Origin of the sequence: Nakamurella endophytica (assembly GCF_014646215.1) — a bacterium.
GTDB lineage: Bacteria > Actinomycetota > Actinomycetes > Mycobacteriales > Nakamurellaceae > Nakamurella > Nakamurella endophytica.
Window position 1 is genome coordinate 26,507 of sequence record NZ_BMNA01000013.1, and the last position, 24,474, is coordinate 50,980.

At 72.1% G+C, this 24,474-nt stretch carries 26 protein-coding genes; 23 read left to right on the plus strand and 3 right to left on the minus strand.

The window, feature by feature from the left end:
• Positions 1-48: 48 nt before the first annotated feature.
• Complete coding sequence (locus IEY37_RS18810) at positions 49-498, minus strand: Rrf2 family transcriptional regulator (RefSeq protein ID WP_188944382.1); 450 nt, start codon at positions 496-498, stop codon at positions 49-51.
• 82 nt (positions 499-580) lie between these two features.
• On the opposite strand from IEY37_RS18810, the gene IEY37_RS18815 reads away from it, so the two are divergent.
• From IEY37_RS18815 to IEY37_RS18855, 9 genes are all read left to right on the plus strand, one after another.
• Positions 581-1,426 carry an NAD(P)H-binding protein gene (locus IEY37_RS18815; protein WP_188944385.1) on the plus strand — a complete coding sequence of 282 codons (846 nt, stop codon included), beginning with the start codon at positions 581-583 and terminating at the stop codon, positions 1,424-1,426.
• 94 nt (positions 1,427-1,520) lie between these two features.
• Positions 1,521-2,516, plus strand: a complete 996-nt coding sequence (locus IEY37_RS18820) for an NADPH:quinone reductase (protein ID WP_188944387.1) — start codon at positions 1,521-1,523, stop codon at positions 2,514-2,516.
• 360 nt (positions 2,517-2,876) lie between these two features.
• A complete protein-coding gene (locus IEY37_RS18825; protein WP_188944389.1) occupies positions 2,877-3,956 on the plus strand; it encodes an ABC transporter substrate-binding protein in 1,080 nt (359 codons plus the stop codon).
• A gap of 14 nt (positions 3,957-3,970) precedes the next feature.
• Positions 3,971-4,888, plus strand: a complete 918-nt coding sequence (locus tag IEY37_RS18830) for an amino acid ABC transporter permease (RefSeq protein ID WP_188944391.1) — start codon at positions 3,971-3,973, stop codon at positions 4,886-4,888.
• Positions 4,888-5,700: an amino acid ABC transporter ATP-binding protein gene (locus tag IEY37_RS18835; protein ID WP_188944393.1), complete on the plus strand. Its 813-nt coding sequence runs from the start codon at positions 4,888-4,890 to the stop codon at positions 5,698-5,700. Before IEY37_RS18830 ends, IEY37_RS18835 begins: the two co-directional genes overlap by 1 nt.
• Before the next feature lie 2 nt (positions 5,701-5,702).
• Complete coding sequence (locus IEY37_RS18840) at positions 5,703-6,824, plus strand: L-tyrosine/L-tryptophan isonitrile synthase family protein (protein WP_188944395.1); 1,122 nt, start codon at positions 5,703-5,705, stop codon at positions 6,822-6,824.
• Positions 6,821-7,690: an ROK family protein gene (locus tag IEY37_RS18845; RefSeq protein ID WP_188944397.1), complete on the plus strand. Its 870-nt coding sequence runs from the start codon at positions 6,821-6,823 to the stop codon at positions 7,688-7,690. Before IEY37_RS18840 ends, IEY37_RS18845 begins: the two co-directional genes overlap by 4 nt.
• Positions 7,687-8,484, plus strand: a complete 798-nt coding sequence (locus IEY37_RS18850) for a FadR/GntR family transcriptional regulator (protein WP_188944399.1) — start codon at positions 7,687-7,689, stop codon at positions 8,482-8,484. The genes IEY37_RS18845 and IEY37_RS18850 overlap by 4 nt, the downstream gene beginning before the upstream one ends.
• Before the next feature lie 111 nt (positions 8,485-8,595).
• A complete protein-coding gene (locus tag IEY37_RS18855) occupies positions 8,596-9,357 on the plus strand; it encodes a 6-phosphogluconolactonase (protein WP_188944401.1) in 762 nt (253 codons plus the stop codon).
• Between the two features lie 81 nt (positions 9,358-9,438).
• Here IEY37_RS18855 and IEY37_RS18860 read toward each other — a convergent pair whose 3' ends face one another.
• Positions 9,439-10,830: a serine hydrolase domain-containing protein gene (locus IEY37_RS18860; RefSeq protein ID WP_188944403.1), complete on the minus strand. Its 1,392-nt coding sequence runs from the start codon at positions 10,828-10,830 to the stop codon at positions 9,439-9,441.
• Between the two features lie 230 nt (positions 10,831-11,060).
• Here IEY37_RS18860 and IEY37_RS18865 point away from each other — a divergent pair, with 230 nt between their 5' ends.
• The 13 genes from IEY37_RS18865 (at position 11,061) to IEY37_RS18925 (ending at position 23,037) form a co-directional block, all read left to right on the plus strand.
• Positions 11,061-11,822 (plus strand): FadR/GntR family transcriptional regulator, encoded by a 762-nt coding sequence (locus tag IEY37_RS18865; RefSeq protein WP_188944405.1) that lies wholly within the window; start codon positions 11,061-11,063, stop codon positions 11,820-11,822.
• A gap of 79 nt (positions 11,823-11,901) precedes the next feature.
• Positions 11,902-12,642 carry an SDR family NAD(P)-dependent oxidoreductase gene (locus IEY37_RS18870; RefSeq protein ID WP_188944407.1) on the plus strand — a complete coding sequence of 247 codons (741 nt, stop codon included), beginning with the start codon at positions 11,902-11,904 and terminating at the stop codon, positions 12,640-12,642.
• On the plus strand, positions 12,639-13,709 hold the full coding sequence (locus tag IEY37_RS18875; RefSeq protein ID WP_188944409.1) for an ABC transporter permease: 1,071 nt from the start codon (positions 12,639-12,641) through the stop codon (positions 13,707-13,709). The genes IEY37_RS18870 and IEY37_RS18875 overlap by 4 nt, the downstream gene beginning before the upstream one ends.
• A 95-nt stretch (positions 13,710-13,804) precedes the next feature.
• The gene (locus tag IEY37_RS18880; protein ID WP_229674642.1) at positions 13,805-14,953 is read left to right on the plus strand and encodes a sugar ABC transporter substrate-binding protein; all 1,149 of its coding nucleotides are present in this window, start codon (positions 13,805-13,807) and stop codon (positions 14,951-14,953) included.
• Between the two features lie 92 nt (positions 14,954-15,045).
• On the plus strand, positions 15,046-16,578 hold the full coding sequence (locus IEY37_RS18885; RefSeq protein ID WP_188944412.1) for a sugar ABC transporter ATP-binding protein: 1,533 nt from the start codon (positions 15,046-15,048) through the stop codon (positions 16,576-16,578).
• Positions 16,575-17,315, plus strand: coding sequence for an SDR family NAD(P)-dependent oxidoreductase (locus IEY37_RS18890; protein WP_188944414.1), 741 nt, complete (start codon positions 16,575-16,577; stop codon positions 17,313-17,315). The genes IEY37_RS18885 and IEY37_RS18890 overlap by 4 nt, the downstream gene beginning before the upstream one ends.
• Before the next feature lie 15 nt (positions 17,316-17,330).
• Positions 17,331-18,089 carry an MBL fold metallo-hydrolase gene (locus tag IEY37_RS18895; protein WP_188944416.1) on the plus strand — a complete coding sequence of 253 codons (759 nt, stop codon included), beginning with the start codon at positions 17,331-17,333 and terminating at the stop codon, positions 18,087-18,089.
• A complete protein-coding gene (locus tag IEY37_RS18900; RefSeq protein ID WP_188944418.1) occupies positions 18,086-18,979 on the plus strand; it encodes an aldose epimerase family protein in 894 nt (297 codons plus the stop codon). Before IEY37_RS18895 ends, IEY37_RS18900 begins: the two co-directional genes overlap by 4 nt.
• The gene (locus IEY37_RS18905; RefSeq protein ID WP_188944420.1) at positions 18,976-19,947 is read left to right on the plus strand and encodes a 2-hydroxyacid dehydrogenase; all 972 of its coding nucleotides are present in this window, start codon (positions 18,976-18,978) and stop codon (positions 19,945-19,947) included. Before IEY37_RS18900 ends, IEY37_RS18905 begins: the two co-directional genes overlap by 4 nt.
• Position 19,948: 1 nt before the next feature.
• Positions 19,949-20,974 (plus strand): thiamine pyrophosphate-dependent dehydrogenase E1 component subunit alpha, encoded by a 1,026-nt coding sequence (locus IEY37_RS18910; RefSeq protein WP_229674643.1) that lies wholly within the window; start codon positions 19,949-19,951, stop codon positions 20,972-20,974.
• Positions 20,971-21,933, plus strand: a complete 963-nt coding sequence (locus IEY37_RS18915) for an alpha-ketoacid dehydrogenase subunit beta (protein ID WP_188944422.1) — start codon at positions 20,971-20,973, stop codon at positions 21,931-21,933. The genes IEY37_RS18910 and IEY37_RS18915 overlap by 4 nt, the downstream gene beginning before the upstream one ends.
• Positions 21,930-22,169: a biotin/lipoyl-containing protein gene (locus IEY37_RS18920; RefSeq protein ID WP_188944424.1), complete on the plus strand. Its 240-nt coding sequence runs from the start codon at positions 21,930-21,932 to the stop codon at positions 22,167-22,169. Before IEY37_RS18915 ends, IEY37_RS18920 begins: the two co-directional genes overlap by 4 nt.
• 10 nt (positions 22,170-22,179) lie before the next feature.
• Positions 22,180-23,037, plus strand: a complete 858-nt coding sequence (locus tag IEY37_RS18925; protein WP_188944426.1) for a fumarylacetoacetate hydrolase family protein — start codon at positions 22,180-22,182, stop codon at positions 23,035-23,037.
• Positions 23,038-23,101: 64 nt separating this feature from the next.
• Here the strand turns inward: IEY37_RS18925 and IEY37_RS18930 are convergent, their stop codons facing one another.
• Positions 23,102-23,800, minus strand: coding sequence for an alpha/beta fold hydrolase (locus IEY37_RS18930; protein ID WP_188944428.1), 699 nt, complete (start codon positions 23,798-23,800; stop codon positions 23,102-23,104).
• Positions 23,801-23,870: 70 nt separating this feature from the next.
• Here IEY37_RS18930 and IEY37_RS18935 point away from each other — a divergent pair, with 70 nt between their 5' ends.
• Positions 23,871-24,449 (plus strand): TetR/AcrR family transcriptional regulator, encoded by a 579-nt coding sequence (locus tag IEY37_RS18935; protein ID WP_188944430.1) that lies wholly within the window; start codon positions 23,871-23,873, stop codon positions 24,447-24,449.
• Positions 24,450-24,474: the final 25 nt, after the last annotated feature.

Genomic DNA, 24,474 nt, shown 5'->3' on the forward strand with positions numbered 1-24,474 from the left:
CAGCAGACGCGCGCCGGTGCCGGTGACGGCCGATCGGGTCCGGTCCGGTCAGCCGGTCGGGATCGGCGCGGCGACGCCGGCGGCGCTCTCGTCGAGGACGTCCTGCACCGTGCGGCGGCCGAGCGTGGCCTCCACCGCCGCCGCCACCTCGCGTTCGTACCCGGACAGTGCCGCCCCGATCCGCCGGCCGATCGGGCACCGCGGGTCCGGTCCGTGCAACCCGAGCACCGGGTCGTCGCCCTGCAGCAGTCGCCAGACCTGACCGAGCGTCACGTCCGCGGGACGGCCGCGGAGCACCCACCCGCCGTGGACACCCGGTCGGGACGCCACCAGACCGGCCCGCCGCAACGGACCGAGGACCCGGCGGACGTGCACCGGGGTGACCCGGGTGCTCGCGGCGAGTTCCGTGGCGCCCACCGCCCGGCCGTCGCCCGTGGCCGCCAGGTAGGTGAGCACGTGGACAGCCACCGCGAACCGGGTCTTCAGGGGCGTGGCCATGACCCCATGGTCCCACGACCGTCATCGGTGTGGTTATGGTTGGTCCGAACCGCAATCAGCATGATGACGGATGGAGACGGGCATGACCTACGCAATCACCGGGGCGTCCGGCCAGCTCGCCGGCCTGGCGGCCGAGCGGCTGGTGCAGGCCGTGGACCCCGCACAGGTGGTGCTCATCAGCCGCGATCCGGCCGGTCTCGACCGCTTCGCCGGCACCGACCGCCGTCACGGGGACTTCTCCAGGCCCGACACGCTGCCCGCCGCCTTCGCCGGGGTGGACACCCTGCTGCTGGTCTCGACGGACGCGGTCGGCGTGCGGCTCGCGGACCAGCAGGCCGCCATCGCCGCGGCGGCAGCGGCCGGGGTCTCCAGGATCCTCTACACCTCGGTGCCCCGACCCAGCGCCGACAACCCCGCGGGCGTCGTCCCGGACCACGCCGGCACCGAGTTGGCGCTGCGGGAGAGCGGCGTCGCCTGGACGTTCCTGCGCAACAACCTCTACGCCGACATGCAGGTCGACGCGGTCCGGCAGGCGGCTGCCGCCGGGCGGCTGGTCACCAACGCCGGCGCGGGACGGACCGCGTACGTCACCCGCGCCGACTGCGCCGCCGCCGCCGTGGCCGCCATGGTGCAGGACGGGCACGCGAACCGGGCCTACGACATCACCGGTCCGGAGGCGGTGTCGGCGGCGGACCTCGCCGCATTCGCGGCCCGGGTGTCCGGTGCCGAGGTCTCCGTCGTCGACCTGGACGACGCCGCATACATCGCCGGTCTCGTCTCGGCGGGTCTGCCCGAGCCGGTCGCCGACCTGCTGGCATCCTTCGGCGCAGCCACCCGCGGCGGCTACCTGGCCGAGGTCAGCACCGCCGTCCACGATCTGACCGGACAGGCCCCCACGTCGCTGCGGACGGTGCTCCAGCCGGCCTGACCACCCTCGGCTCCGGCGGGGACGCCGGCCCGGGAACCGCACGACGACGGATGCCAGGACGGCAGCCGCACCCCGCTCGGCAGGAGGTACAGGCATGCGCGCCGTCTGGTACGACCGGCAGGGTCCGGCCGGAGAGGTCCTGCAGGTGGGCGAGCTGCCCGAGCCGCAGCCGGGCCCCGGCGAGATCCGGGTCCGGGTGCGGTTCTCCGGCATCAACCCGGGCGACACCAAGAAGCGCCGGGGCTGGCTGGGCAGCACCATGCCCTACCCGCGGGTCGTCCCGCACAGCGACGCGTCGGGCGTCGTGGACGCGATCGGGGACGGCGTCGGCGGGGACCGGGTGGGGCGCCGGGTCTGGGTCCACGGCGCGCAGTCGTACCGGCCGTTCGGCACGGCGGCGGAGTACGTGGTCGTGCCGCAGGCACTGGCCGTCGACCTGCCCGACGACGTGCCCGACGCGCTGGGCGCCTGCCTGGGGATCCCCGGTATCACCGCGCACCGCGCGGTCTTCGGGGACGGGTCGGTCCGCGGCGCCACGGTTCTGGTGCAGGGCGTGCTCGGCGCGGTGGGATCGCTGGCCGCACAGCTCGCGCGCTGGGGCGGCGCGACGGTGATCGGCACCGTCCGGCGCTCCGGAGACCTCGACGGCGTCCCGGCGGTGTCGCCGGATCACGTCGTCGGGCTGGACGGGCCGGACCCGGCGGCCGCCATCCGCGAGATCGCGCCGGCCGGCGTCGACCGTATCGTCGAGGTGGCGTTCTCCGACAACATCGACCTGGACGCCGCCGTGGTGCGCAACGGCAGTGTCGTCGCCGCCTACGCGACCCGGCAGGACCGGCCCGACCTCCCGTTCTGGCCGCTGTTGTTCGACAACGTCACCATCCGTCTGCTGGGCAGCGACGACTTCCCCGCCGAGGCGAAACTCCAGGCGGCGCAGGACCTGACGGCTGCGGCGGCCGCCGGAGCGCTGGCCGTCCCGATCGGCGATCCGCTGCCGCTGGAGCAGGCCGCCGAGGCGCACGACCGTGTCGACGCCGGGGCGAAGGCACGGGTGCTGCTGGCCGTCCCGGCGGACCTGCCCACTTCTTAGCGCCGCCGGCCGCTTCGTCCGGTCCAGCCGGCCGGGCAGGGTGCCGTCGTCTTGCTCCGTGCTGCCCGCCGGGACCGCCGCCGCGCAGGGTGGTGCGGGCGGGCACGAACCATGCCCGACCCGTGAACCGCCGCCCGTCGACGCGCACCGTCCGGCGTGCGCCTCGGTGCCGGATGCGGCCCGCCCGTCCCGTCTCCGGCACCGCCGACGCGCAGGCACCGCCGCGCACCCACATCGGCTGGTCGGAAGCGAGGGCTTGACCAGAAGGGAAAAAGAGTTACTGTTTTGCCGTTCAACCAGCGCGCGACTCCGTCGATCGGCTCTTCCGGTTCCCCTCACCCGGCCTAGGAGGCCCTCCGCATGATCCGGACCACCCGTGTCCGTGCCGCACTCGCGGCCGGAATCTGCTGTACCGCACTTGTTCTCGCCGGCTGCGGCTCGTCCGGCTCGGCCGGTTCGTCCACCTCGGCCAGCTCGTCGACCACCGGCGCACCCGCGACCTCGGCCGCAGCGAGCAGCAGCTCGGCCGCCCCGTCCTCGTCCACCTCCGCCGGCAGCGGAGCCTCGTCGTCCGCGGCGAGCGGCGCGGGATCCGCGAGCGGTACGGCCACCAGCTCGTCGGCCATCGAGGACGTCGCCAGCGCGCCTGCTGCACCGTCGCAGACCGCCTCGCTGCCCGCCGACATCAAGAGCAAGGGCTCCATCACGGCCGCGACGACCGACGGCAACGCGCCGTGGTCGTTCTACAAGACCGGCAGCAACACCCCGAGCGGCGTCGACTACGACCTGATCACCGAGGCCGCCAAGCGGCTCGGGCTGACCGTGGACTGGCAGAACGTCCAGTTCACCGCCGGCATCCCCGGCGTCCAGAGCGGCCGGTTCGACCTCTACGTGAGCGCGATGGCCGACTCCAAGGCCCGCGAGAAGGTCGTCAGCTTCATCGGTTACAGCAAGGAGGGTTCCGGGGTCATCGTCAAGAAGGGCAACCCCGAGAACATCCAGACGATGGCCGACCTGTGCGGCAAGAAGGTCAGCATCGTCACCGGGTCGATCTTCCCGGACCTGGTCAAGGACCTGAACGCCACCACCTGCAACGGCAAGGACGTCCAGCTGTCGGAGACGGCCGACCAGACGGCGCCGTACCTCGCCGTCGCGTCCGGGCAGGCGGACGCCTCGATGAACACGTTCGGCGTCAGCAACTACGCCTTCAAGACCGCCACCAACGGTGTGCAGGCCCAGCTGGAGCTCTCGCCCGTGCCGCTGTTCGCCCCGGCCATCCAGGGCATCGCGTTCGACAAGAACAAGTCCGCGCTGATGCAGGCCCTCGGCGGTGCCCTGCAGTCGATGGTCGCCGACGGCACCTACCAGAAGATCATGGACACCTGGTCGGTGGGCGACGGTGCACTGACCGCGATCCTCTACAACGCCCCGACCTTCTGAGCGCGATGCCGACGATGACCGAACCGAGCGCGGTGTCCGCGATCCGCAGCCGCCTGGCGGCGGACTCCGACATCCAGCTGCACAAGCGGTGGAGTCCCAGGATCCTCACCGGTGCCGCCGCCGCGGTGGTCGTCCTGGTGGTGGGCATCCTCGCCTACACGGTGATCGCGGGCGGGACCCTGCACTGGGACGTGGTGCTGCAGTACTTCTTCTCCGGCGAGGTGATCAAGGGCGTCGGGGTGACGCTGCTGCTGACCGGCGTCTCGCTGGTCGGCTCCGCGATCCTCGGATCGGTGCTGGCCACCATGCGGGTCTCGCACAACGTCGTGCTCAAGGTCATCGCGTCGGCGTACGTCTGGTTCTTCCGCGGGACGCCGGTGCTGGTGCAGGTGGTGTTCTGGTTCAACCTGGCGCTCTTCCTGCCCCGGATCGCGGGCTGGGACACCAACCAGCTCATCACGCCGATGACCGCGGCATTGCTGGCGCTGCTGCTGAACGTCAGCGCCTTCATGTGCGAGGTCATCCGTGGCGGGCTGCTGTCCGTCGATCCGGGGCAGGTCGAGGCCGCGCTCTCGATCGGCATGACGCCGCGGCAGTCGCTGCTGCGGATCGTCATGCCGCAGGCGATCCGGGTGATCCTGCCGGCCGCCGGCAACCTGGCGATCGACCTGCTCAAGGCCACCTCGCTGGTCTACGTCATCGGCACCAGGGAGCTGCTGGGCACGGTGCAGTCGATCTCGTCGCAGACCTTCTACGTGATCGAGATGCTGATCGTCGCCTCGCTCTGGTACCTGCTGCTGGTCAGCGTGGCGTCGTTCCTGCAGGCGCGGCTGGAGGCGCACTTCGGTCGCGGTGCGGGCCGGCAGGCCCTGTCCCGACGCGAGCGGCTGCGTCGCCGCGCCATCGCCCACACCGAGGAGAAGGTGATCTGATGACCGCCCCAGCAGTGGACGGGGTCGCGGACGTCCCGGTCGTCAGCCTGCGCGGCGTGCGGAAGAACTTCGGCGACCTCCAGGTTCTCGACGGCATCGACCTCGACGTGCACGCCGGCGAGGCGGCGTTCGTGATCGGCCCGTCGGGATCCGGCAAGAGCACCATGCTCCGGTGCGTCAACAGCCTGGAGACGTACCAGGGCGGCCAGATCTGGGTCGGTGACTACCTGGTCGGCGCCGAGCGGAAGGGCGACCGGTGGGTCGAGGCGGCGCCCAAGGTGACCGCCGCCCGCCGGGCCGACATCGGGATGGTGTTCCAGCGCTTCAATCTGTTCCCGATGATGACCGCGCTGGACAACGTGGTCTCCGGGATGCGGATGGTCGGGGGTGTGCGGAAGCAGGCGGCCGAGCGGCGGGGCATGGAACTGCTGGACCGGGTCGGGCTGTCCGCCCGGGCCGGCTTCTACCCCTCCCAGCTCTCCGGCGGCCAGCAGCAGCGGGTGGCCATCGCCCGCGCCATCGCCGCCAACCCCCGGTTGGTCCTGTTCGACGAGCCGACGTCGGCGCTCGACCCCGAGCTGGTGGGTGAGGTTCTCGACGTCATGCGGGATCTCACCCGCGAGGGCATGACCATGATGGTGGTCACGCACGAGATCGCCTTCGCGCTCGAGGTCGCCGACTCCGTCTACTTCATCGACCACGGCGTCGTCGTGGAATCCGGGCCACCCAGCCAGGTCATCCGCGACCCGCAGCACGCCAGGACCCGGGAGTTCCTGACCCGGGTCCGCAACGATCCCCACGAGGAGCCGTGACAGTGCCCACCACCAGCACGCCCACCAGTCCGTACATCTACGTGAACGCCCAGCTGCCCACCGTCTGGGCGCCGCCGGTCGTCACCGACCGCGCGGAGCTCGACCCCGCCGAGCTGCACGGCTTGCTGGCCGGCAACGACGTGACGATCACCCCGCCGTCGGCGGGATCGGTCGAGGAGCGGCTGCTCGCCGTCTTCACCGACCCCGAGGTGCTGTTCGGCGACCCGGACTTCATCCCGGCCCACACCGCCGAGTGGATCGAACGGTTCTCCCGGTTCACCGCGGTCGGCGAGCCGATCGAGTTCGTGACCATGGCCTTCCCCTACAAGGTGCCCAACCCGCTGAAGACCGACCGCCGGGCACCGGATCTCGGCGAGGCGCTCATGCTGCGCCGCTTCCAGGCGGTGCTCGACGCCGTCGGGCAGGTCTACCGCCCCGGCGCCCGGCTCACCATCCTGGAGGAGGGCATCCTGGGTCGCTGCCAGGGTGTCGACCCGCGGCGGATCGCCGCCTACCGCGTCGGCATCGACGCCATCACCGAGCTGTCGGGCGTGGACCGCGACCGGGTCGGTTTCCACAGCCTGGACGACATGGCCGAGCTCGTCCCGAACTTCGAGGCGCGCTGGATCTTCGAGCAGGAGCGGCTGCGCGAGCTGTGGGACACCGGCGACCCGGTGGTGCGGGCGGCCTACGCGACGACCAACGCGGCGCAGCGCACCTCCGTCCCGACCTGGGACTACGACCCGGCCGTGCTGGCCCGCGCCTACGACCCCGACCAGACGGGCTCGGAGCTGCGGTACGCCCGCGACTACATCGACAAGGTGTCGCACCGGCAGTTCTTCGCCTACCGGGCGGCGCTGGGGCTGCGGGACGCGGGCTACCTGGAGCAGATCGCGCCGGGCGCGCTGAAGCTGACGGTCTCGCCGAAGCCGGAGAACCTGGCGGTCGTCCCGGTGAACCGGGTCTCCAGGGTGCTCCCCTACCACGGTGTCCCGGTGCTGTTCCCGGACGGCCGCTGGGAGGTCCGGTATCTCGGCGGCCTGGGCGAGCTCGGGCCGGTGCAGGCCCTGCACCTGGCGGCCGACCCGGATCCGGCCCCGATCGGGTACCGGGTGACCGGGTGAGCCGAGCGCTCGGCATCGACATCGGCGGGACGAAGATCGCGGTGTGCCGGCTGGACGACGACCTGGCGCCGACGGCCACGGAGAAGGTCCCGACCGCCCTGCTGCGGCGCGGGACGGTGCGGTTCGCCGACGACCTGGCCGTGCTCATCCGCTCCCGTCTCACCCCGGGCGTCGCAGCCGTCGGGGTCAGCCTCAACGGCGTGCTGTCCGGTCAGCAGGTGGTGTGGAGCTCGCTGATGGGTGGCCGGGTCGACTTCCCGTTCGGCGACTACCTGTCCCAGCACGTCGGTCTGCCCGTGCACGTCGACGACGACATCCATGCGATGACCGTCGCCGAGGCCGAGCTCGGTGCCGGTCGCGACGGCCGCCCGTTCGCGATGCTGAACCTCGGCACCGGGATCGGGGTGGGCTGCTACGACGGCGGCGTGCTCCGCGGCGCGTTCGCCGCCGGGCTGATCGCCGAGTTGCCCGTGTCGGTGCCCGCGATGGGTGGGTGGCGTTCGCTCGACCGGACGGTGTGCGGCCGGGGCATCCGGGAGATGTACCTCGAACGCACCGGCCGCGCGGTCGACGCGGTCGGGGTGTTCCGCCGCGCGGATGCGGGGGAGGAAGCGGCGGCGGCGGTGGTCGACATCTTCGCGCAGCAGCTGGGTGCCGTGCTGCAGATGGTGTCGAAGTTCTACCACCCGGTCCGGATCGTGCTGAACGGGTCGATCGCGCTGGCGGCGTCCCAGTTCCTGCCCCGGGCGCTGTCCGTCTACCGTTCCGGATTGGACGAGATCTTCCTCGGCGAGGTCACGGTGTCCACCGTGGCGCACGCCGCGGAGCGGGGGACGGTCCTGCAGTCGGCGGGCCGTCGGGGATGACGGGGGCGGTGGCGATGGCCGAGCCGGCCAACGAGCGTGGGACCTGGTCGTCGCACGTCACGTTCGACGAGATCAAGGCGCACCGGACCTTCGAGTCGGTGATCGAGCAGATCACCGACCAGATCGATGCGAACGGGTTGGGGGCCGGGAGCCGGCTCCCGCACGAGTCCGTGATGGCGGAGAAGATGTCCGTGTCGCGGCCGACCGTGCGACAGGCGCTCAAGATCCTGCAGGCGTCCGGCGTCCTGGAGATCCGGGCCGGCAAGTCCGGCGGGGTGTTCGTCGCCAGCGACATGATCCCGGTGAACCTCTTGGCGCAGAACATCGCCCACGAGGTCGACCACGTCAGCGAGCTGGTCGCCACCCGGCGGCTGGTCGAACCGATCGTGGTGCACCTGGCGGCCGAGAACGCGTCCGCGGACGAGCTCGACCGCATCGAGGCCACCATCGGGATGATGGGGCGGCACGCCGACAACCCGGTGATGGTCGAACGTGCCGACGGGATGTTCCACCGCCGGATCGCGCACGCGGCCGGCAACAAGATCCTGCTGCGCACCATCAGCAACATCTACAAGCAGCTGATCCCGATGCGCCACTCGCTGTCCTACGAGGTCGGCGACGCCGAGCGGATGATCGCCGTCCACGGGCGGCAGATGGACGCCCTCCGGGCACGCGACCACGTGCGACTCGACGAGGTCCTGGGCGACAGCTTCGTGACCATGGAGGAGGAGCTCGGCGTGCAGGTGCACCACAGCCTGCGCTGGGTCACCGAACGGGGACCCACCGGCAGCTGAGGACACGCGGCACCGGGACCTCCCGGTCGTCGTCCCGATGGTCTGTTCCACCGACCGCGACCCGCGGCCGGTCGTTGAAGCGACGGCGGAGTGGTCCGCCGCGGAGAGGAAATGATGCAGGAGCGCACGTACGGCGAGTTGGCGGTCTCGATCGCCGACACGCACACCGAACTGGGTGAGGCGGCGGCGGCCCAGTTCGCTGCCGCGGTCCGGGCCGAGCTCGCCGAGAAGGACGAGATCGGCGTCATCCTCGCCCTGGGCGCGGCCCAGGACGCGTTCTTCGGCGCGCTGAAGCGGCGCACCGACATCGAGTGGGGGCGCATCACCGTCCTGCACGTCGACACCTACATGGGCATCGGCTGGGACAGCCCGGCCAGTGGCGCCCAGCGGATGCGCAAGCACCTGTTGGACGAGGTCGGGCCCAAGGAGTTCCTGCCGATGGACGGCGCGGCGGAACCGGTCGAGGACGAGCTCGCGCGATACACCGAGATCTACAACCGGTTCCAGCCGGAGGTCTGCATCGTCGGCATCGGCGAGAGCGGCCACCTGGCCTTCAACGACCCGCCGGCCGACTTCGACACCCGGGACATCACCCGGGTGGTGCTGCTCGACCAGACCACCCGGGGTCAGATCAGCAAGAACGGCATCTTCCCGTCCATCGACGAGGTGCCCACCTACGGCATCTCGCTGACGATGCACGCGCTGCTCAAGCCGAAGACGGTGATCGCCCTGGTGCACGAGGTCGACAAGGCGCCGGTGGTCAAGAAGATCCTGGAGGGGCCGGTGACCTTCATGGTGCCGGCGTCGATCCTGCAGCAGCACCCGAACGCCCACCTGTACCTGAGCCAGGAGACGGCGTCGCTGCTGGACTGATCGGTGCGCAGCGGCCGGCGCGGGTGGGCGACCGCCTCTCGCGCCGGCCGCTTCCCGGTGTCGGGACCGGGTGGTGGAGGCTCAGGCGCCGTCGAGCGCCATGCACACCGCCGCCAGCTCCGCCCGCTGCAGGCCGGTGAACACCGCCGCGTCCTGATCCTGCGACTTGTCCGTCCGTTGCAGGTTGATCGACACCGTGGCCGACCGGGTGCCGTCCGGGGACGCCGCGATGAACTGCGTGTACCCGACGGTGTTGCCGGTGTGGCCGTACACCGTCCCGCACTCGGTCTGGTAGCGGAACAGGGCCATGCTGGCCGAGTTGAACCCCGGCCCTGGCGGTCCGGACTCACCGGCCGGGATGAACAGGTCCTGCTGGGCGGCGCGGACCTTGCTGCCGAACAGCTTGCCGCCGACGTAGGCGCGGACGAACGTGGTCAGGTCCGCGGGGGTCGAGACGACACCGCCGGAGGCCCAGGCCCACCCGGGAGCCAGACCGCCGGTGACGTCCTCCAGCGGGGCCGGCGGTGCCCAGTCGTACCCGTGGATGTAGGGCGCGGGCAGTTCGATCGCGCTCGGCAGTGACGTGTGCGCCAGGCCCAGCGGCCGCAGCACCCAGGTCGAGAGCGCCTGTGCGTACGGCTGTCCGGTGACCCGCTCGATCATCAGCCCGACCAGGATGTTGTCGCTGTTGGAGTAGGCGTACCGGGTGCCGGCCGGGAACGCCAGCGGCTGGTCGGCGATCGTGGCGATCAGTGCGGCCGGCTTGGCGGGGTGGTCCGGGTCGCGCTGGTAGAGCTCGGCGAACTTCGGCGACCCGAGGAAGTCCGGCACGCCGCTGGTGTGGCTCAGCAGCTGGCGCAGGGTGACCGCGGACCAGGCTTTCGGCTGCTGGGGCAGGACGCGGCCGAGGGTGCTGTCCAGCGAGAGCTTGCCCGCCTGCACGAGGGCGAGAGCGGTGGCCCCGCTGAAGGCCTTCGCCACGCTGGCGATCCGCATGCTGTCGTCGGCGGTCGGCCGGGTCTTCTTCGCGACATCGGCGTAGCCGGCGGTGTGCACGGTGCGCCGGTCACCGACCTGGACGACGGCGATGGCGCCGGGCGGGCCGCCCGGCATGGCCACCAGTTCCGCCAGCGCCTGGTCGAGACGCGCTGCGCGGTCCGGCCCCTGCGACGGCGGAGTGCCGGCCGAGGACGCCGGGGTGGACGAGGACGCCGGGGTCGACGACGGCGTGGTGGCCGACGACGGAGAAGTGCCCGACGAGGCAACGGCCGGCGAGGAGGCCGGAGCCGAGGACGCCGCCGACGAGGAGACCGTGACGGACGCCGAGGATGCCGTCGACGACGATGCGGTCGTGGTGGCGGCGCCGCTGTCCTGGGTGCACCCGGAGACGAGGCCGAGGACGGCCGCGGTGGCGAGCGCCGCCGCGGCCCGGCGACCCGGGCGGCGGGCGGACCTGGTTCGACCTGCCTGCACGGCGACTCCTGCTCCCTCGACGTCCCTCTACCAGAGCCGAACGGCGCCAGGATGACGCCTCCGGCAGGTCCGGCGACATAGACCTAGGTCGTCAGCCCGGCGGCCGACGCACGGCCCGGCCGGGCCCGGCGACGACGGAGATGCGCAAAGCTGTCTGACAGGTACAGTGCCGAGCAACAGGCGCGGGCCGTGCCAGCGGTCCGGCACGATGTCAGGTCACGGGAGTAGCGATGACGGAACGACGCCTGACCCGGGTGACCCTGCTCGACGGCCTGGTGGACGCACTGACCCGACAGATCCAGGACGGCGAGCTACCGCCGGGCACCCAGCTCCCGGGCGAGGCGGCCCTCGGGGAGCAGTGGGGCGTCAGCCGTCCGGTGGTGCGGGAAGCACTGGCACTGCTGCGGGACCGCGGGTACCTGCATACGGTCAACGGCAGCGGCACCTTCGTCCGGCATCCGGATGTCGGCCACGTGTCCGCGGCGCTGGAGCGGCACATGAGCCTCACGGAGCGCGAGGTCCTCACCGTCGACCATCTCTACGAGGCTCGGGAAGCCATCGAATCGGCAGCGGCGCGGCTGGCCGCCCTGCGGTCGGACGAGCAGGACCACCTGTTGCTGTCCCGGTATCTCGAGGACATGGGTCGGAGCCGTGGCGACAAGGCCGCCTATGCCGCTGCGGACGTCGGCTTCCACGTAGAGCTGGCCAGGGCGAGCAAGAACCCCATGCTGCCGGCGCTGCTGCTACCGCTGGTGCGGACCATCGTCGAAGGTGTGATGGAGAGCCATCGGTCACCGCGGGGTGTTCCGCTCGGCCTCGAGGGCCACGGAATGATCCTCACGGCCGTCGTGGAGCGGGACGCCGAACGTGCGGCGGCGGCCATGGCCGCCCATCTGGCCGACAGCCGGAAGCTCTTCCCACCAGATGTGTTGCTGCGCAATTTCAGTCATCCGACGCTCGGCGGCGCGACCACCCCCTCGACCCGCCACTGATCCGGCCTTGACACCACCGCGCCGATGACTGATAGTCGCTACCTGTCAGGCAGCTAGGCAGCAGCGGAGCGGAGCGGACGTGCAACGAGGCGCGGTCTTGATCACCGGGGCGACGGGCGGCATCGGTCGTGCCGTGGCGCGGGCGGTGCACGGCACCGGTCAGGACGTGAGCCTGCTCGACCGGGAGGACTCCCGGTTGCAGGACCTGGCCGCCGATCTGGCCGCCATCGGGTCCGGTCGGGTCACCGTCAGCGCCGGCGACGCCGCGGACCAGGCCGATGTCACCGCCTGGGTGCAGCAGGCCCGAGCCGACCACGGTCAGGTCGTCGGCCTGGTGAACGTGGCGGGCCTCTGGCGGTCGACCGCCTTCGACGAGCTCGACATGTCGGAGGTGGACGACGTGATCACCGCCAACCTGCGGACGGCGATCGTCTGCTGCCGGGTCGTCGCGGACGTCATGCTGGCGCAGGGCTTCGGCAGCATCGTCAACTTCGCCTCGACGGCCGGGGAGTACGGCTCCATCTCACCGGCTGCCCACTATGCCGCGGCGAAGGGCGGGGTCATCGCGCTGACGAAGTCGCTGGCACGCGAGCTGACCCCCAGGGGGGTCCGGGTCAACGCCATCTCGCCGGGGCCGATCGACACCGCGGGCCTGGCCGCCGGCAGCTCCGCCACGGCGGACCAGGTGGCCTCGCGCACCCTGCTGGGTCGACTGGGCACCCCGGAGGAGATCGCCGACTGCGTGCTCTTCCTGCTGGGCACCGGATCATCCTTCGTCACCGGACACGTGTTGCGCGCCAACGGAGGTAGCCTGCTGTGAGCACCGCACGCTCCCGTGGCCGCGGCACCCGCCACCGCGTCCTGCGGGTCCTGGCGGCCGGGGAGGCCGGCGTCATCCTGGCGCTGGTCATCCTGTGCGTGACGTTCCAGCTGATCCAGCCGGCCTTCGGGTCCGCGGCCGACGTCCGGGCCATCCTCTCCGCCCTGTCCTACCTCGGCATCATCTCCGTCGGCCAGATCATCCTGCTGATCGGCGGGGAGTTCGACCTGTCGGTGGGCTCCACGGCCGGTCTGAGCGCCATCGTCGCCGCCGATCTGATGGCGCACCACGACATCCCGGTCGCCGTGGCCGTGCTCGGCGGGCTGCTGGTCGGCGCGCTCATCGGGCTGGTGAACGGCGTCGTCGTCGTCCGGCTGCGCATCCCCGCCTTCATCGCCACCCTCGGCATGCTGTTCGTCGCCCAGGGCGCGACCCAGGTCATCACCGACGGTCAGCCGATCTATCCCCTGCCGCAGGTCGTCTCGGACATCGGCCAGGCCACGCCGCTGTTCGGGCTCGGTTGGTCGTTCGCCTTCTTCGTCGTCGTGGCGATCCTCGGCGACCTGTTCCTGAGGGTCACCGTGCCGGGCCGGACGATGTACGCGGTCGGCGGCAACCCGGTGGTCGCCCGGCTGTCCGGGGTGCGGGTCGAGCGGTACAAGATCGGCGCCTTCGTGCTCTCGGGGACGCTCGCCGCCGCCGGCGGACTGTTCCTGATGGGCAACCTCGGCTCCGGCACCACCTCGATCGGCCAGGGGTGGGAGCTGCTGGTGATCGCCGGTGTTGTCGTCGGCGGCGTCAGCCTCTTCGGTGGCGTCGGTTCGGTCGTCGGTGGCGCCGTCGGCATGTTGCTCCTGCAGGTCGTCCAAAGCGGCCTGGTGGTCGTGGGTATCAGCCCCAACTGGCAGACCATCGCCGTCGGTTCGATCATGGTCCTGGCCGTCGGGCTCGACGTGTGGCGACGGCGGCTCCCCGACACCGAGCCCACGGAGCAACCCACGGCCACCGCGGCCGCTTCCGCACCCGCCCCCGAAGCAGCCGACCGAGCGGCGACCGGCGAGACCTGACCGTCCCGCCCGTCGCAGCACGACGGACGGCGCTCCACCCCCATCTGTGCCCATCGCTGTGATCCCGCGTGTCCTGTCCAGAGGAGGACAAAGCAATGAAGCTCTGTATCGCAGGTCCGTTGGCAGCGGCGGCCGCCGTCGTCGTGCTCGCCGGGTGCGGCTCGAGCACCGCCTCGTCGGGAGCGTCGAGCTCCGCGTCCTCGGCGTCCTCGGCGTCCTCGGCGTCGTCGACGACGTCGGAGGTGGCCACCTCCGGCTCGACCGCGTCGGCGACCGGCGGGAGCTCGGCCGCCACGGCCTCCGGCGGCGGCGGCGGCGGATCAGCGGCGTCGTCCGGCAGCGACACGGCCACGGCCTCCGGCAAGCCCGTGTCGATCCTCTGGGTGCAACCGCTGTTCACCCACCCCGTGCACAAGATCATGCAGGCCGGCTTCACCGACGCCTGCAACCAGCGTCACTACACCTGCACGCTGGTCGGCAATCCCAGTGCCACCAACTACGACATCTCCGCGACCGTCGCCCTGGCCGAGGCGGCGATGGTCAAGACCAAGTTCGACGCGATCGCGGTGTACGACGCGGATCCCGGCATCGACAGCTTCATCGCCAAGCTCGGCAAGGACGGCTACCCGGTGGTGACCTGGCACGTCATCCCGCCGGAGGGGTCGGTGCCCGGCCTGAAGGCCGCGGCGGCTGAAGACATCCCGACCGCCGGCGCAAATGCCGCGGACGCCATCGGCGCCAAGATCAACGGCACCGGCACGGTGGCGGTCAGCGAGGGCAGCTCGAACACGGCCGAGAACTTGATGGCCAAGTCCTTCACCGACGAGATGAAGAAGAAGTACCCGAACGTCAAGGTGCTGGACCCGGTGCTGGAAGGCTTCGACCCGGCCGCCGCGCAGGCCAAGGCGGTCGGCGTGATCCAGGCGAACCCGGACGTGGTGGCGGCCTTCTCGACGACCGGCGGCGGACCGGCCACCTGGGCCGGCGCGCAACGGACGGCCGGCAAGAACCTGTCGATCATCGGCATGGACTACACCCGCCAGAACCTCGACCTGGTCAAGGCCGGTCAGGTCTACGGGCTGGTCGCCCAACCGCTGTTCGCGGAGGCGCAGAAGGACGTCGAGCTGGCGGGCGCGCTGGCCGACGGGCAGTCCGTGCCCTACGCCAACGTGCTCCCGTCCCCAGTGATCACCAAGGACGGCCTGGCCCCGTACTACGAGATCCTCGACAAGGCCGGCGTCTGACCGGGTCCGGGACGGGCCCGGCCGGGTCCGTCCCGGGCCCTTGATCCGCAGTACCGAGCGCCGATGCGCACCGATGCGAGAAAGGAGGGGTGATGACCGACCGTCCGGCGCTGCGGGTGACCGACGTCGTGAAGTCGTTCGGATCCACCACCGTCCTCAAGGGCGTCTCGCTGGAGCTGGAGCCAGGGTCCATCCACGGTCTGCTGGGTCAGAACGGCGCCGGCAAGTCGACGCTGGTCAAGATCATGACCGGCGTCCACGGTGCCGGCAGTTTCACCGGTGTGGTGCAGGTCGACGGCTCGACGGTACAGCTGACCCGCCCGCAGGATGCCCGACAGCTGGGCATCGGGTACGTCCCGCAGGAGATCGACGTGGTCGAACACCTGACGGTGACCGAGAACGTGCTGGTCGGTGATCTCGGCAGCGGGCTCCGCTTCGACCGTCGGGCCGCCGACCGGCGATGCCGGACGCTGCTCGACCAGCTGGGCATGACCATCGCGCCCCGCACCCGGGTGTCGGTGCTGTCGGCCGCCCAACGGCAACTCCTGATGATCGCCAGGGCGCTCGCCCTGACGCCGAAGGTGCTCATCCTCGACGAGCCGACCACGTCCTTGACGGACACCGAGGCCGTGGCGCTCGGGCACATCCTGCGCCGGCTCGCCGCGACCGGCCTCGGCATCCTGTACATCACGCACCGGGTGCGTGAGGTGCTCGATCTCTGCGACGGGGCCACCGTGCTGCGCGACGGGCGCGTGGTGGAACAACTCTCGCGCAGCGACCTGACCGCCGACCGGATCGTCACCGCCATGGCCGGCCGCCAGGTCAGGGACCTGTTCCCGGGCCGCCGGTATCCGGGCGGCCGTACGGCACTGTCCGTCCGCAACCTCGGCGTCCGCCCCGCGCGCGGGTCGTCCGCCCGGGTCGAGGACGTCTCCTTCGACGTCCACCAGGGCGAGATCCTCGGCATCGCCGGGCTCCTGGGCGCCGGCCGGAGCGAGCTGCTCGCCGGCGTCTTCGGGGCCGTGCCGCGCACCGGCACCGTGACGGTGGGCGGCCGGGAGGTGCGGCCGGGCCATCCGCGGCACGCGAGGTCTGCGGGCATCGGCATGCTCACCGAGGAGCGCAAGCGGACCGGCCTGCTGTTCAACATGTCGGCACTGCGCAACATCACCATCGGGTCGCTCGGGTCGGTCTCGCACCGCGGCTTCCTCGACTTCGCCGGAGAGCGCCGGGTGGGTCGGCGGGTCATCGGCGACCTGGAGGTCAAGACCCCGGGCATCCACAGCAGCGTCGAGCACCTCAGCGGCGGGAACCAGCAGAAGCTGTTGATCGGCCGGACGCTGCTGCCCGAGCCGTCGGTCATCCTGCTCGACGAACCCACCAAGGGCGTGGACGTCGGCACCCGGGCGCAGATCTACCGACTGGTCAACACCCTCGCCGAGCGCGGCGCCGCTCTCGTCGTCGTCTCCAGCGAGCTGGACGAGCTGCTGGGCATGTGCGACCGCTTCCTGGTCCTGGCGGCCGGTCGGCTGGTGGACGAGTTCACCAAGGGCGACGGCAGCGAGCAACGCATCCTCGCCTCCATCGCCCGGGTGACCCCGGCCGACGAAGCGATCACCACGTGAGCCGGCCGCACGTCCTGGTCACCGGCGCAGCCACCGGCATCGGCGCAGCGGTGACGCGCACCCTGGTCGGTCGTGGGACCACCGTCACCGGTGTCGGCCTGGACGCCGCCGACGGGCACCGCCTGGCGGCGGAACTGGGCGGCGCGCTGGACTACATCGAGTGCGACGTGACGGACGAGGGCTCCGTCGGGGCCGCCGTCGCCACCCTCGACCAGCTCGACGGCGTCGTCGCCTGCGCCGGCATCTATCCCCCGGACCGCCGCCTGGAGGACGTGTCGCTGCAGGACTTCCGCCGGGTGCTCGACGTGAACCTGGTGGGCGCGTTCCTGACGCTGCGGGCCACCCTGCCCCTCGTCCGCGCCGCCGGCGGCGGTGCCGTGGTGACCGTCTCGTCGGTGCACGCCGTGGCGGGCGCACCCGGACAGGGCGCCTACGCCGCGAGCAAGGCCGGCATCGCGGGTCTCACCCGCCAGGTCGCCGTCGACTACGCACGCGACCGCATCCGGGCCAATGCCGTCCTGGTGGGATCGGTGGACACCCGGATCACCCGGGACGCCCTGGCTGCGGCCGGCTCCCCGGATGCGTTGGGACTGACCGACGACCTCACCCGGCTGGGCCGGATCGCCGCTGCCGACGAGGTCGCCGAGGTGGTCGCCTTCCTGCTCGAGGCGCGGTCGTCCTTCGTGACCGGCGCCGCCCTGCTCGCCGACGGCGGCCTGACCGCCCGGATCCTCTGAGCCGAGGAGTGGACAGTGTCCGACCTCTTGTCACCCACGCTGCACTGGCTGGGCCAGGCTGGTTTCGCCCTTCGCTCGGGGGAGACCTGCGTGCTGTTCGACCCGTACCTGAGCGACCTGTGCCTGCGCGTCCACGGTCTGCACCGGACGGTCGAGGCGCCGGTCCGTCCGGCACAGCTCGGCGCCGACCTGGTACTGGTCTCGCACTGGCACGAGGACCACCTCGACCTGGACTCGGCCGCGGAGTTCGTGGCGGCCGGTGCCCGGTACCTCGTCCCGCCGTCGTGCGCAGCGCGGCTGATCGGCGCCGGCATCGATCCCGCCGCGGTAGGGGCGATCCGTGCCGGGGAAAGCGTGCGTCACGGCGACGTTTCGGTGATCGCCGTGCCGGCCCGGCATGCCGTGCCGGGCTTCCTGACCGAGGACGCCGTCGGGTTCCTCGTCGACCTGGCCGGCACCCGCACCTATCACAGCGGCGACACGGACTACGACCGGTCGGTGGTCGCCGCCGCCGGTGGCGAGCCGATCGATGTCGCGCTGCTGTGCGTGAACGGTACGGGCGGCAACATGAACGCCTGGGAGGCTGCTGCCCTCGCCGCCCAGCTGGCACCGCGACGAGCCGTACCGATGCACTTCGGCATGTGGTCCGCGAGCGCGTACGGGCCGGGGTCGACGCTGGACCCGGAAGTGTTCGCGGACCTCTACCGGCGGCTGCGGCCGGGCGCCGACGTCGTGGTCCCCCGTCTCGGGCACGAGTTCGCGGTGCGCGGATGACTCCCGACGGCACCGCGACGGTGCTCGACAACGGCCGGTTGCGCGTCGAGGTCGCCCGCACCGGAGCGCGGATCACCGACGTCCGGGATCCCGAGGGGACGCACTGGCTGGTCCGGACGGACCGCCACGAGCCCGATCTCGAGGAGTTGCCGCCCGACCGGATCCGGTTCACCGCCGGCACCCGGGGCGGCTGGGACGAATGCCTGCCGTCCGTCGCCGCCACCCCGGTCACCGCGGACCACGGCGACTTCTGGTTCCGGCCATGGACGCGGCTCGAGGCGGGCCCCACCGCCGCCACCTGGACCTGCGCACCGGACGGTCATCCGCTGCGGGCGAGGAAGACCGTCCGTCTCGCACCCGACCGCGCCGCGGTCCGCGTCGACGTCGAGGTGCATCACGGCGGCGGCGCACCGACCCCGGTGCTCTACAGCGCCCACCCGCTGTGGCGGTGGCCGGCGACGGCACGGATCGGACTCCGCGACGGCAGCGACGTCCGCGGCGCGTTCGGGGACCGGTGGACGCCGGACACCTCGGGTCGGTGGCCCCGGCTGGGCGGTGCGGACCTGAGTCGTGTCGACCGGACCGGCCCACCGGAGAACTTCAAGGTCTTCGTGCGCTGGGGCGGCTGCGCCACGCTGACCTTCGACGGCCTCGGCCGCGAGGTGGTCGTTCGGCGCGTCGGCGGACCGCTGGAGTGGCTGGGCATATGCGTCAACCGGGACGCGTGGCCCGCCGACGGGCCCGGTGACCCGTGGATCGCCCTGGAACCCACCACCGCGCCGACCGACTCGGTGGACGACGCCGTGCGGGCGGGGACGGCAGCCGTACTGGCGGCGGGCGAGACGCTGCAGTGGTCGACCGAGACCGAGATCCGGGAGGTGGGCGGGTGAACGCCGACGTGCTGTGGGCCGACGCCGACCGGTTCCCGCCGTCGGACGACGACGTGCGCCGCGTCCGCGAGGCCGGGTTCGGCTTCGTCCCGGTCGACGGCCACGAGGTGGCCACGTTCCGCCGCTGCGGGCGGGACGCGGAGGCGGTCGTCGCCTGGGGCGGCCGGTACGACGCAGCGGTCTTCGACGAGCTGCCCCGGTTGCGGGTGCTGGCCCGCTGCGGCGCCGGCTACGACAACCTGGACCTGGCCGAGCTGGCGGCCCGGCACGTGGTCGCCACCTACGTACCGGGCGGCTCCGACGACGAGGTCGCCGAGCACACCATCGGCCTGCTGTTCGCCGTGGCCCGCAAGGTCGTCGCCAGCGACCGTGCGGTGCGGACCGGAGCGTGGCCCAGTAGCAGGGACCTGGCACCGATGGCGCGGGTGCGCGGGTCACGGCTGGGGCTCATCGGCCTGGGCCGGATCGCCAGAGCCGTGGCCTGGCGCGCCCGCGCCCTGGGCATGCAGGTCGCCGCGGTCGACCCGTTCCAGGATGCGGAGGTGTTCGAGACCGCCGGCGTACAGCGGCATTCGGACCTGCCGAGCCTGCTCGAGTGGTCGGACTGGGTGTCGCTGCACGTGCCTGGCGTCCCGGGCGGACCACCGGTGCTGGGCGCCGCGGAGCTGGCCGCACTGCGGCCCGGCGCCGTCCTGATCAACACCGCACGCGGGTCGCTGGTCGACACCGGGGCGCTGGTCGGCGCGCTGCGCTCCGGGCGGCTGGGCGCGGCCGCCCTGGACGTCGCGGATCCCGAACCGTTGCCACCGGACCACCCGCTCCTGCAGTTCGACCAGGTCGTCGTCACACCGCATTCGGCGGCGTTCAGCGTCCCGGCGCTGGCCGGCATCCGCCGGCAGGCGCTGGACAACGCCCTCGCCGTCCTCACCGGACACCCGCCGCTCACACCGATACCCGCCGAGGACTGAAGTGGACACCACCGAACTGATCCGCGCCTACCAGACCATGCGCACCATCCGGCTGTTCGAGGAGACGGTGGTGACCCTGGTCAACGCCAACGAGATCCCGGGCGTCACCCACGAGTACATCGGCCAGGAGGCCGTGGCCACCGGGATGTGCGCCGCGCTCGGCCCGGACGACGTGCTGACCTCCACCCACCGCGGGCACGGGCACATCATCGGCAGGGGCGCCGACCCCGGGCGGATGTTCGCCGAACTCATGGCCAGGGTCGACGGTCTCAACCACGGCCGAGGGGGATCGATGCACGCAGCCGACGTGTCGCTGGGCATCTACGGCGCCAACGGCATCGTCGGCGCGGGCGCCCCGTTCGCCGCGGGCGCCGCCTGGGCCTCCGGTGCCCCCGGCGCCGCCGGTGAGCCGACCACGGACCGGCGGGTGCGCCGGGTGTCGGTGGCCTTCTTCGGTGACGGTGCGATCAACCAGGGCGTGTTGCTGGAGACCTTCAACCTGGCGGCCGCCTGGGAGCTGCCGATGGTCTTCTGCTGCGAGAACAACGGGTACGCGGTCACCACCCCGGCCGCCGCCTCCGCAAAGGTCACCCCCTCGGAGCGGGCGACCGGGTTCGGCCTCGCCGTCCGCGAGGTCGACGGCATGGACGTCGAGGCCGTGTACGAGGCGGCGCAGTGGGCGGTCGACCACGCCCGGTCCGGACGCGGTCCGGTGTTCCTGGACTGCCGGTGCTACCGGTTCGTCGGGCACAACACCGGCGAGCACATGCTGGGGCTGCAGTACCGGACCCACGACGAGATCGAACTGTGGCGCGGCCGGGACCCGATCACCGCCGTCGCCGACCGGCTGCGCGGGCACGGACTCGCGGACGCCGACCTCGCGCGCCTGGACGACGAGGTCCAGCAGCACATCGACGCGGCGGTGACCTTCGCCCGCGCGTCCGCCTCCCCGGAGCCCGCCACCGCCATGGACTACATGTACGCCACCCCGACCCTGACGACTGCTACCCGATGGGGACACCGATGACCGTCATGCGCTACCAGAAGGCGCTGGCCACCGCCGTGCGCGACGAGATGGCGGCCGACCCGTCGGTCTGCTACCTCGGCGAGGACGTCGTGCACTCGCTCCGGGGGGTGAGCTCCGGGTTGGCCGCCGCCCACCCCGGACGGGTCAAGGACACCCCCATCTCCGAGGCGGCCTTCACCGGCTTCGCCACCGGCGCCGCCATGGCCGGCATGCGGCCGATCGTCGAGTACCAGATCCCGACGCTGCTGTACGTCGCCTTCGACCAGATCGTCAACCAGGCGCAGAAGATCCGGTTGATGACCGGCGGACAGACCCGGGTGCCGGTGACCTACCTGTTCCCCGGCTCCGGGGCCCGGCTCGGCCTGGCCGGGCAGCACTCCGACCACCCGTACACGCTTCTCGCGCACATGGGGGTCAAGACGCTGGTGCCCGCCACGCCGCAGGACGCCTACTCGCTGGTGCGGAGCGCCATCCGCGACGACGACCCGGTCGCCGTGTTCCTGCCGGCCAACTGCCTGCCCCGCAAGGGGGACGTCGACGTCGCCGTCACGGTACCGATCGGGCCGGCGGCGATCCGGCGGGAGGGCACCGACGTCACCGTGGTGGCGATCGGCCACCTCGTGCACGAGGCGCTTGCGGTGGCTGACGATCTCGCCGACCAGGTGGACGTCGAGGTGATCGATGCCCGCGCAGCCCACCCGTTCGACTGGCACACCCTGACCCGGTCGGTCACCCGCACCGGCCGGCTGGTCGTGCTCGACGACACCAATCGGACGTGCGGCTGGGCGGCGGAGGTCGCCGCCACGGCTGCGGAGGAGCTGTTCCACCACCTGCGGGCCCCGGTCCGGCGGGTGGCGCGGGCCGACGTGCCGATGCCGTTCGCACCGGTCCTGGAACGGGCGGTCGTCCCCGACCGCGAGGCCATCACCGCCGCCATCCTCGAGACCGCGAAGGCGTGACCGTGCACGAGATCCGCATCCCCAAGTTCGGCATGTCGACCGTGGAGGTCGACGTCACCGCCGTGCACGTCACGGAGGGCCAGGTCGTCGCCGTCGGCGACCCCATCGTGGACGTCGACGCCGAGAAGACCGCAGCAACCATCGACGCGGACGTCGCGGGCACGGTCGTCGACATCCGCGTGGAGACCGACGGCACCTACCAGGTCGGCGACGTCGTGTGCGTCGTCGCGGAATGAGGGACCAGCCGTGAGACTGATGCGCCTGGGACCGGTCGGCCAGGAGGTCCCGGTCGTCCTCGACCAGGACGGTCGACACCTGGACCTGCGGCCCCTCACCGCGGACATCGACGGAAGCTTCCTGTCGACAGGTGGCCTCGCGCGGGCCGCGGACGCGGTCGCGGCCGGCACGCTGCCGGGCTTCGACGGCAGGGGGCTCCGGGTCGGCGCGCCGATCGCCCGGCCCCAGGCCGTCGTGTGCATCGGGATGAACTACGCGGCCCACGCCGCCGAATCGGGCAGTGCGCCGCCGACCAACCCGGTGGTGTTCCTCAAGACTCCCAACACCGTGGTCGGCCCGCACGACGACATCCTGCTGCCGCCGGGATCCGGGACCACCGACTGGGAGGTCGAACTGGCCGTGGTCATCGGGACGCGCGCCCGGTACCTGTCCTCACCGGCCGAGGCCGCCGCGGTCATCGCCGGATACACCATCAGCAACGACGTCTCGGAGCGGACGTACCAGATCGACCGGTCCGGAGGGCAGTGGTCGAAGGGCAAGTGCTGCGAGACGTTCAATCCCCTGGGTCCGTGGTTGGTGACCCCGGACGAGGTCGGCGACGCCGGGGACCTCGGACTGCGTTCATGGGTCAACGACGCGCCGCGGCAGTCGTCCCGCACCGCCGACATGATCTTCGGGGTCGACCACCTGATCCGGGACCTGAGCCAGCATCTCGTCCTCGAACCCGGCGACGTCGTCAACACGGGCACACCCGAGGGTGTCGCCCTGTCCCGCCGCTTCCCGTACCTCGGCGACGGCGACGTGGTGACCCTCGAGATCGACCGTCTCGGGCGGCAGTCCCAAAGGTGCCGGCGCTCCACCGGGTGACCGCCCGACCCCCGACGGACCGTGGGCTGCAGCCGCCGGAAGGCCGTCGACCCCGTCGACGCCGTCAGAGTCCCAGCAAGAGGTCGCGCACCGCGTCGGGCCGGGTCAGGAACGGGTGGTGGCCGGCGTCGATCTCGACGACCGCGTCGGCGCGGCGGGCGAAGTCGCGTTGCCGCTCGGCCGGGGTGCCGCGATCCGCCGAGCACACCAGGTAGGTGGTCGGTACCTCGCGCCAGGCCGCCGCGCCGACCGGCTGCCCGGTGACCCGCAGGCTCTGCCGGGCGAGGTGATCGGCGGCCTGCACACGGATCTCGTCGTCGCAGTCGTGCAGGAAGGTGTCGACGAACATGTCGGCCCGCACGCCGAAGGTGCCGGCACCCGGGTCGACGTCCAGGAACGAGGCCGGTTCCCCGCCGCCGGTGAAGTCGGACAGGCTCTGCCCGACCTCCGGCAGGTAGCTGGAGACCAGCACCAGGTGGCGGACCGCGGCGATGCCGGCCGCTGCCTCGGCGGCGACGATGCCGCCGTAGCTGTGCACCACCAGCACCGTGGGCTCGTCGCCGTCGGCGAGGACCGCGCGGACCGCCGCGACGTCCTCGGCCAGGCCCGCGCCCTCCGTGCCGCCCGGGACGCCGGTCTCCCCGCAACTGGGCAGCCCCGGTGCGACGCTCGGCATCCCGTTCTCCGCCAGCAGTTCGGCGGTGCGGTGCCACCACCACGCACCGTCCCGCACGCAGGCCCCGTGCACGAACACGACCCTCATCGCCACCTCCGGTTGTCGCCGCCCCGCACCGACGGTAGACGTAACAAGCGTTACGCGAAAAACTGGAGCAGTGGGTCGACACGAACAACCGGAGATCAAGCAGCGGCTGCTCGACGCCTGCACCGACCACGCCCTGCAGCACGGACTTCCGGAGCGGCTGCAGCCCTTCGTCGCCGCGTCCGGGGCGTCGGCCCGGATGTTGCTCTACCACTTCGGCACCAGGGACGCGTTGCTCCGCGCGGTGCTCGGGCAGGCCCGGAACCGGCAGCTCGACCTGTTCGGCGAGCTGCTCCGGTCCCGGCCGGGCGAGGCGTACACCGTCACCCTCGACCGGGCCTGGACCACGATGACCGGCCCCCGCGGCCGGCCCTACCTGCGCATGTTCGGGCAGCTGCGGGAGAGCGGCGAGCAGCGGTGGTGGCCGGGTTTCCGGCGCGAGGCGACGACGGACTGGCTGCCGCCCCTGGAGCAGGGCTTGCGGAGCGTCGGCCGGCCGGAGTGGGCCACCCTGGTCCTCGCCGTGCTGCGGGGGCTGTTCCTGGACCTGGACGCGACCGGAGACACCGACCGCGCCGACCGGGCGTTCCGGGACTTCCTCGAGCTGCTCGACGCCACCGCCGCCCTCGCCCCGCCGGCCCGGGGCCACTGACCGGGGCACCCCGGTCGCCGGACCC

Excerpts from the sequence above, each read along its gene's own strand:
- IEY37_RS18810 (WP_188944382.1), bottom strand. The coding sequence starts at position 498 with ATGGCCACGCCCCTGAAGACCCGGTTCGCGGTGGCTGTCCACGTGCTC.
- IEY37_RS18815 (WP_188944385.1), top strand. The coding sequence starts at position 581 with ATGACCTACGCAATCACCGGGGCGTCCGGCCAGCTCGCCGGCCTGGCG.
- IEY37_RS18820 (WP_188944387.1), top strand. The coding sequence starts at position 1,521 with ATGCGCGCCGTCTGGTACGACCGGCAGGGTCCGGCCGGAGAGGTCCTG.
- IEY37_RS18825 (WP_188944389.1), top strand. The coding sequence starts at position 2,877 with ATGATCCGGACCACCCGTGTCCGTGCCGCACTCGCGGCCGGAATCTGC.
- IEY37_RS18830 (WP_188944391.1), top strand. The coding sequence starts at position 3,971 with ATGACCGAACCGAGCGCGGTGTCCGCGATCCGCAGCCGCCTGGCGGCG.
- IEY37_RS18835 (WP_188944393.1), top strand. The coding sequence starts at position 4,888 with ATGACCGCCCCAGCAGTGGACGGGGTCGCGGACGTCCCGGTCGTCAGC.
- IEY37_RS18850 (WP_188944399.1), top strand. The coding sequence starts at position 7,687 with ATGACGGGGGCGGTGGCGATGGCCGAGCCGGCCAACGAGCGTGGGACC.
- IEY37_RS18855 (WP_188944401.1), top strand. The coding sequence starts at position 8,596 with ATGATGCAGGAGCGCACGTACGGCGAGTTGGCGGTCTCGATCGCCGAC.
- IEY37_RS18865 (WP_188944405.1), top strand. The coding sequence starts at position 11,061 with ATGACGGAACGACGCCTGACCCGGGTGACCCTGCTCGACGGCCTGGTG.
- IEY37_RS18880 (WP_229674642.1), top strand. The coding sequence starts at position 13,805 with ATGAAGCTCTGTATCGCAGGTCCGTTGGCAGCGGCGGCCGCCGTCGTC.
- IEY37_RS18885 (WP_188944412.1), top strand. The coding sequence starts at position 15,046 with ATGACCGACCGTCCGGCGCTGCGGGTGACCGACGTCGTGAAGTCGTTC.
- IEY37_RS18900 (WP_188944418.1), top strand. The coding sequence starts at position 18,086 with ATGACTCCCGACGGCACCGCGACGGTGCTCGACAACGGCCGGTTGCGC.
- IEY37_RS18915 (WP_188944422.1), top strand. The coding sequence starts at position 20,971 with ATGACCGTCATGCGCTACCAGAAGGCGCTGGCCACCGCCGTGCGCGAC.
- IEY37_RS18930 (WP_188944428.1), bottom strand. The coding sequence starts at position 23,800 with ATGAGGGTCGTGTTCGTGCACGGGGCCTGCGTGCGGGACGGTGCGTGG.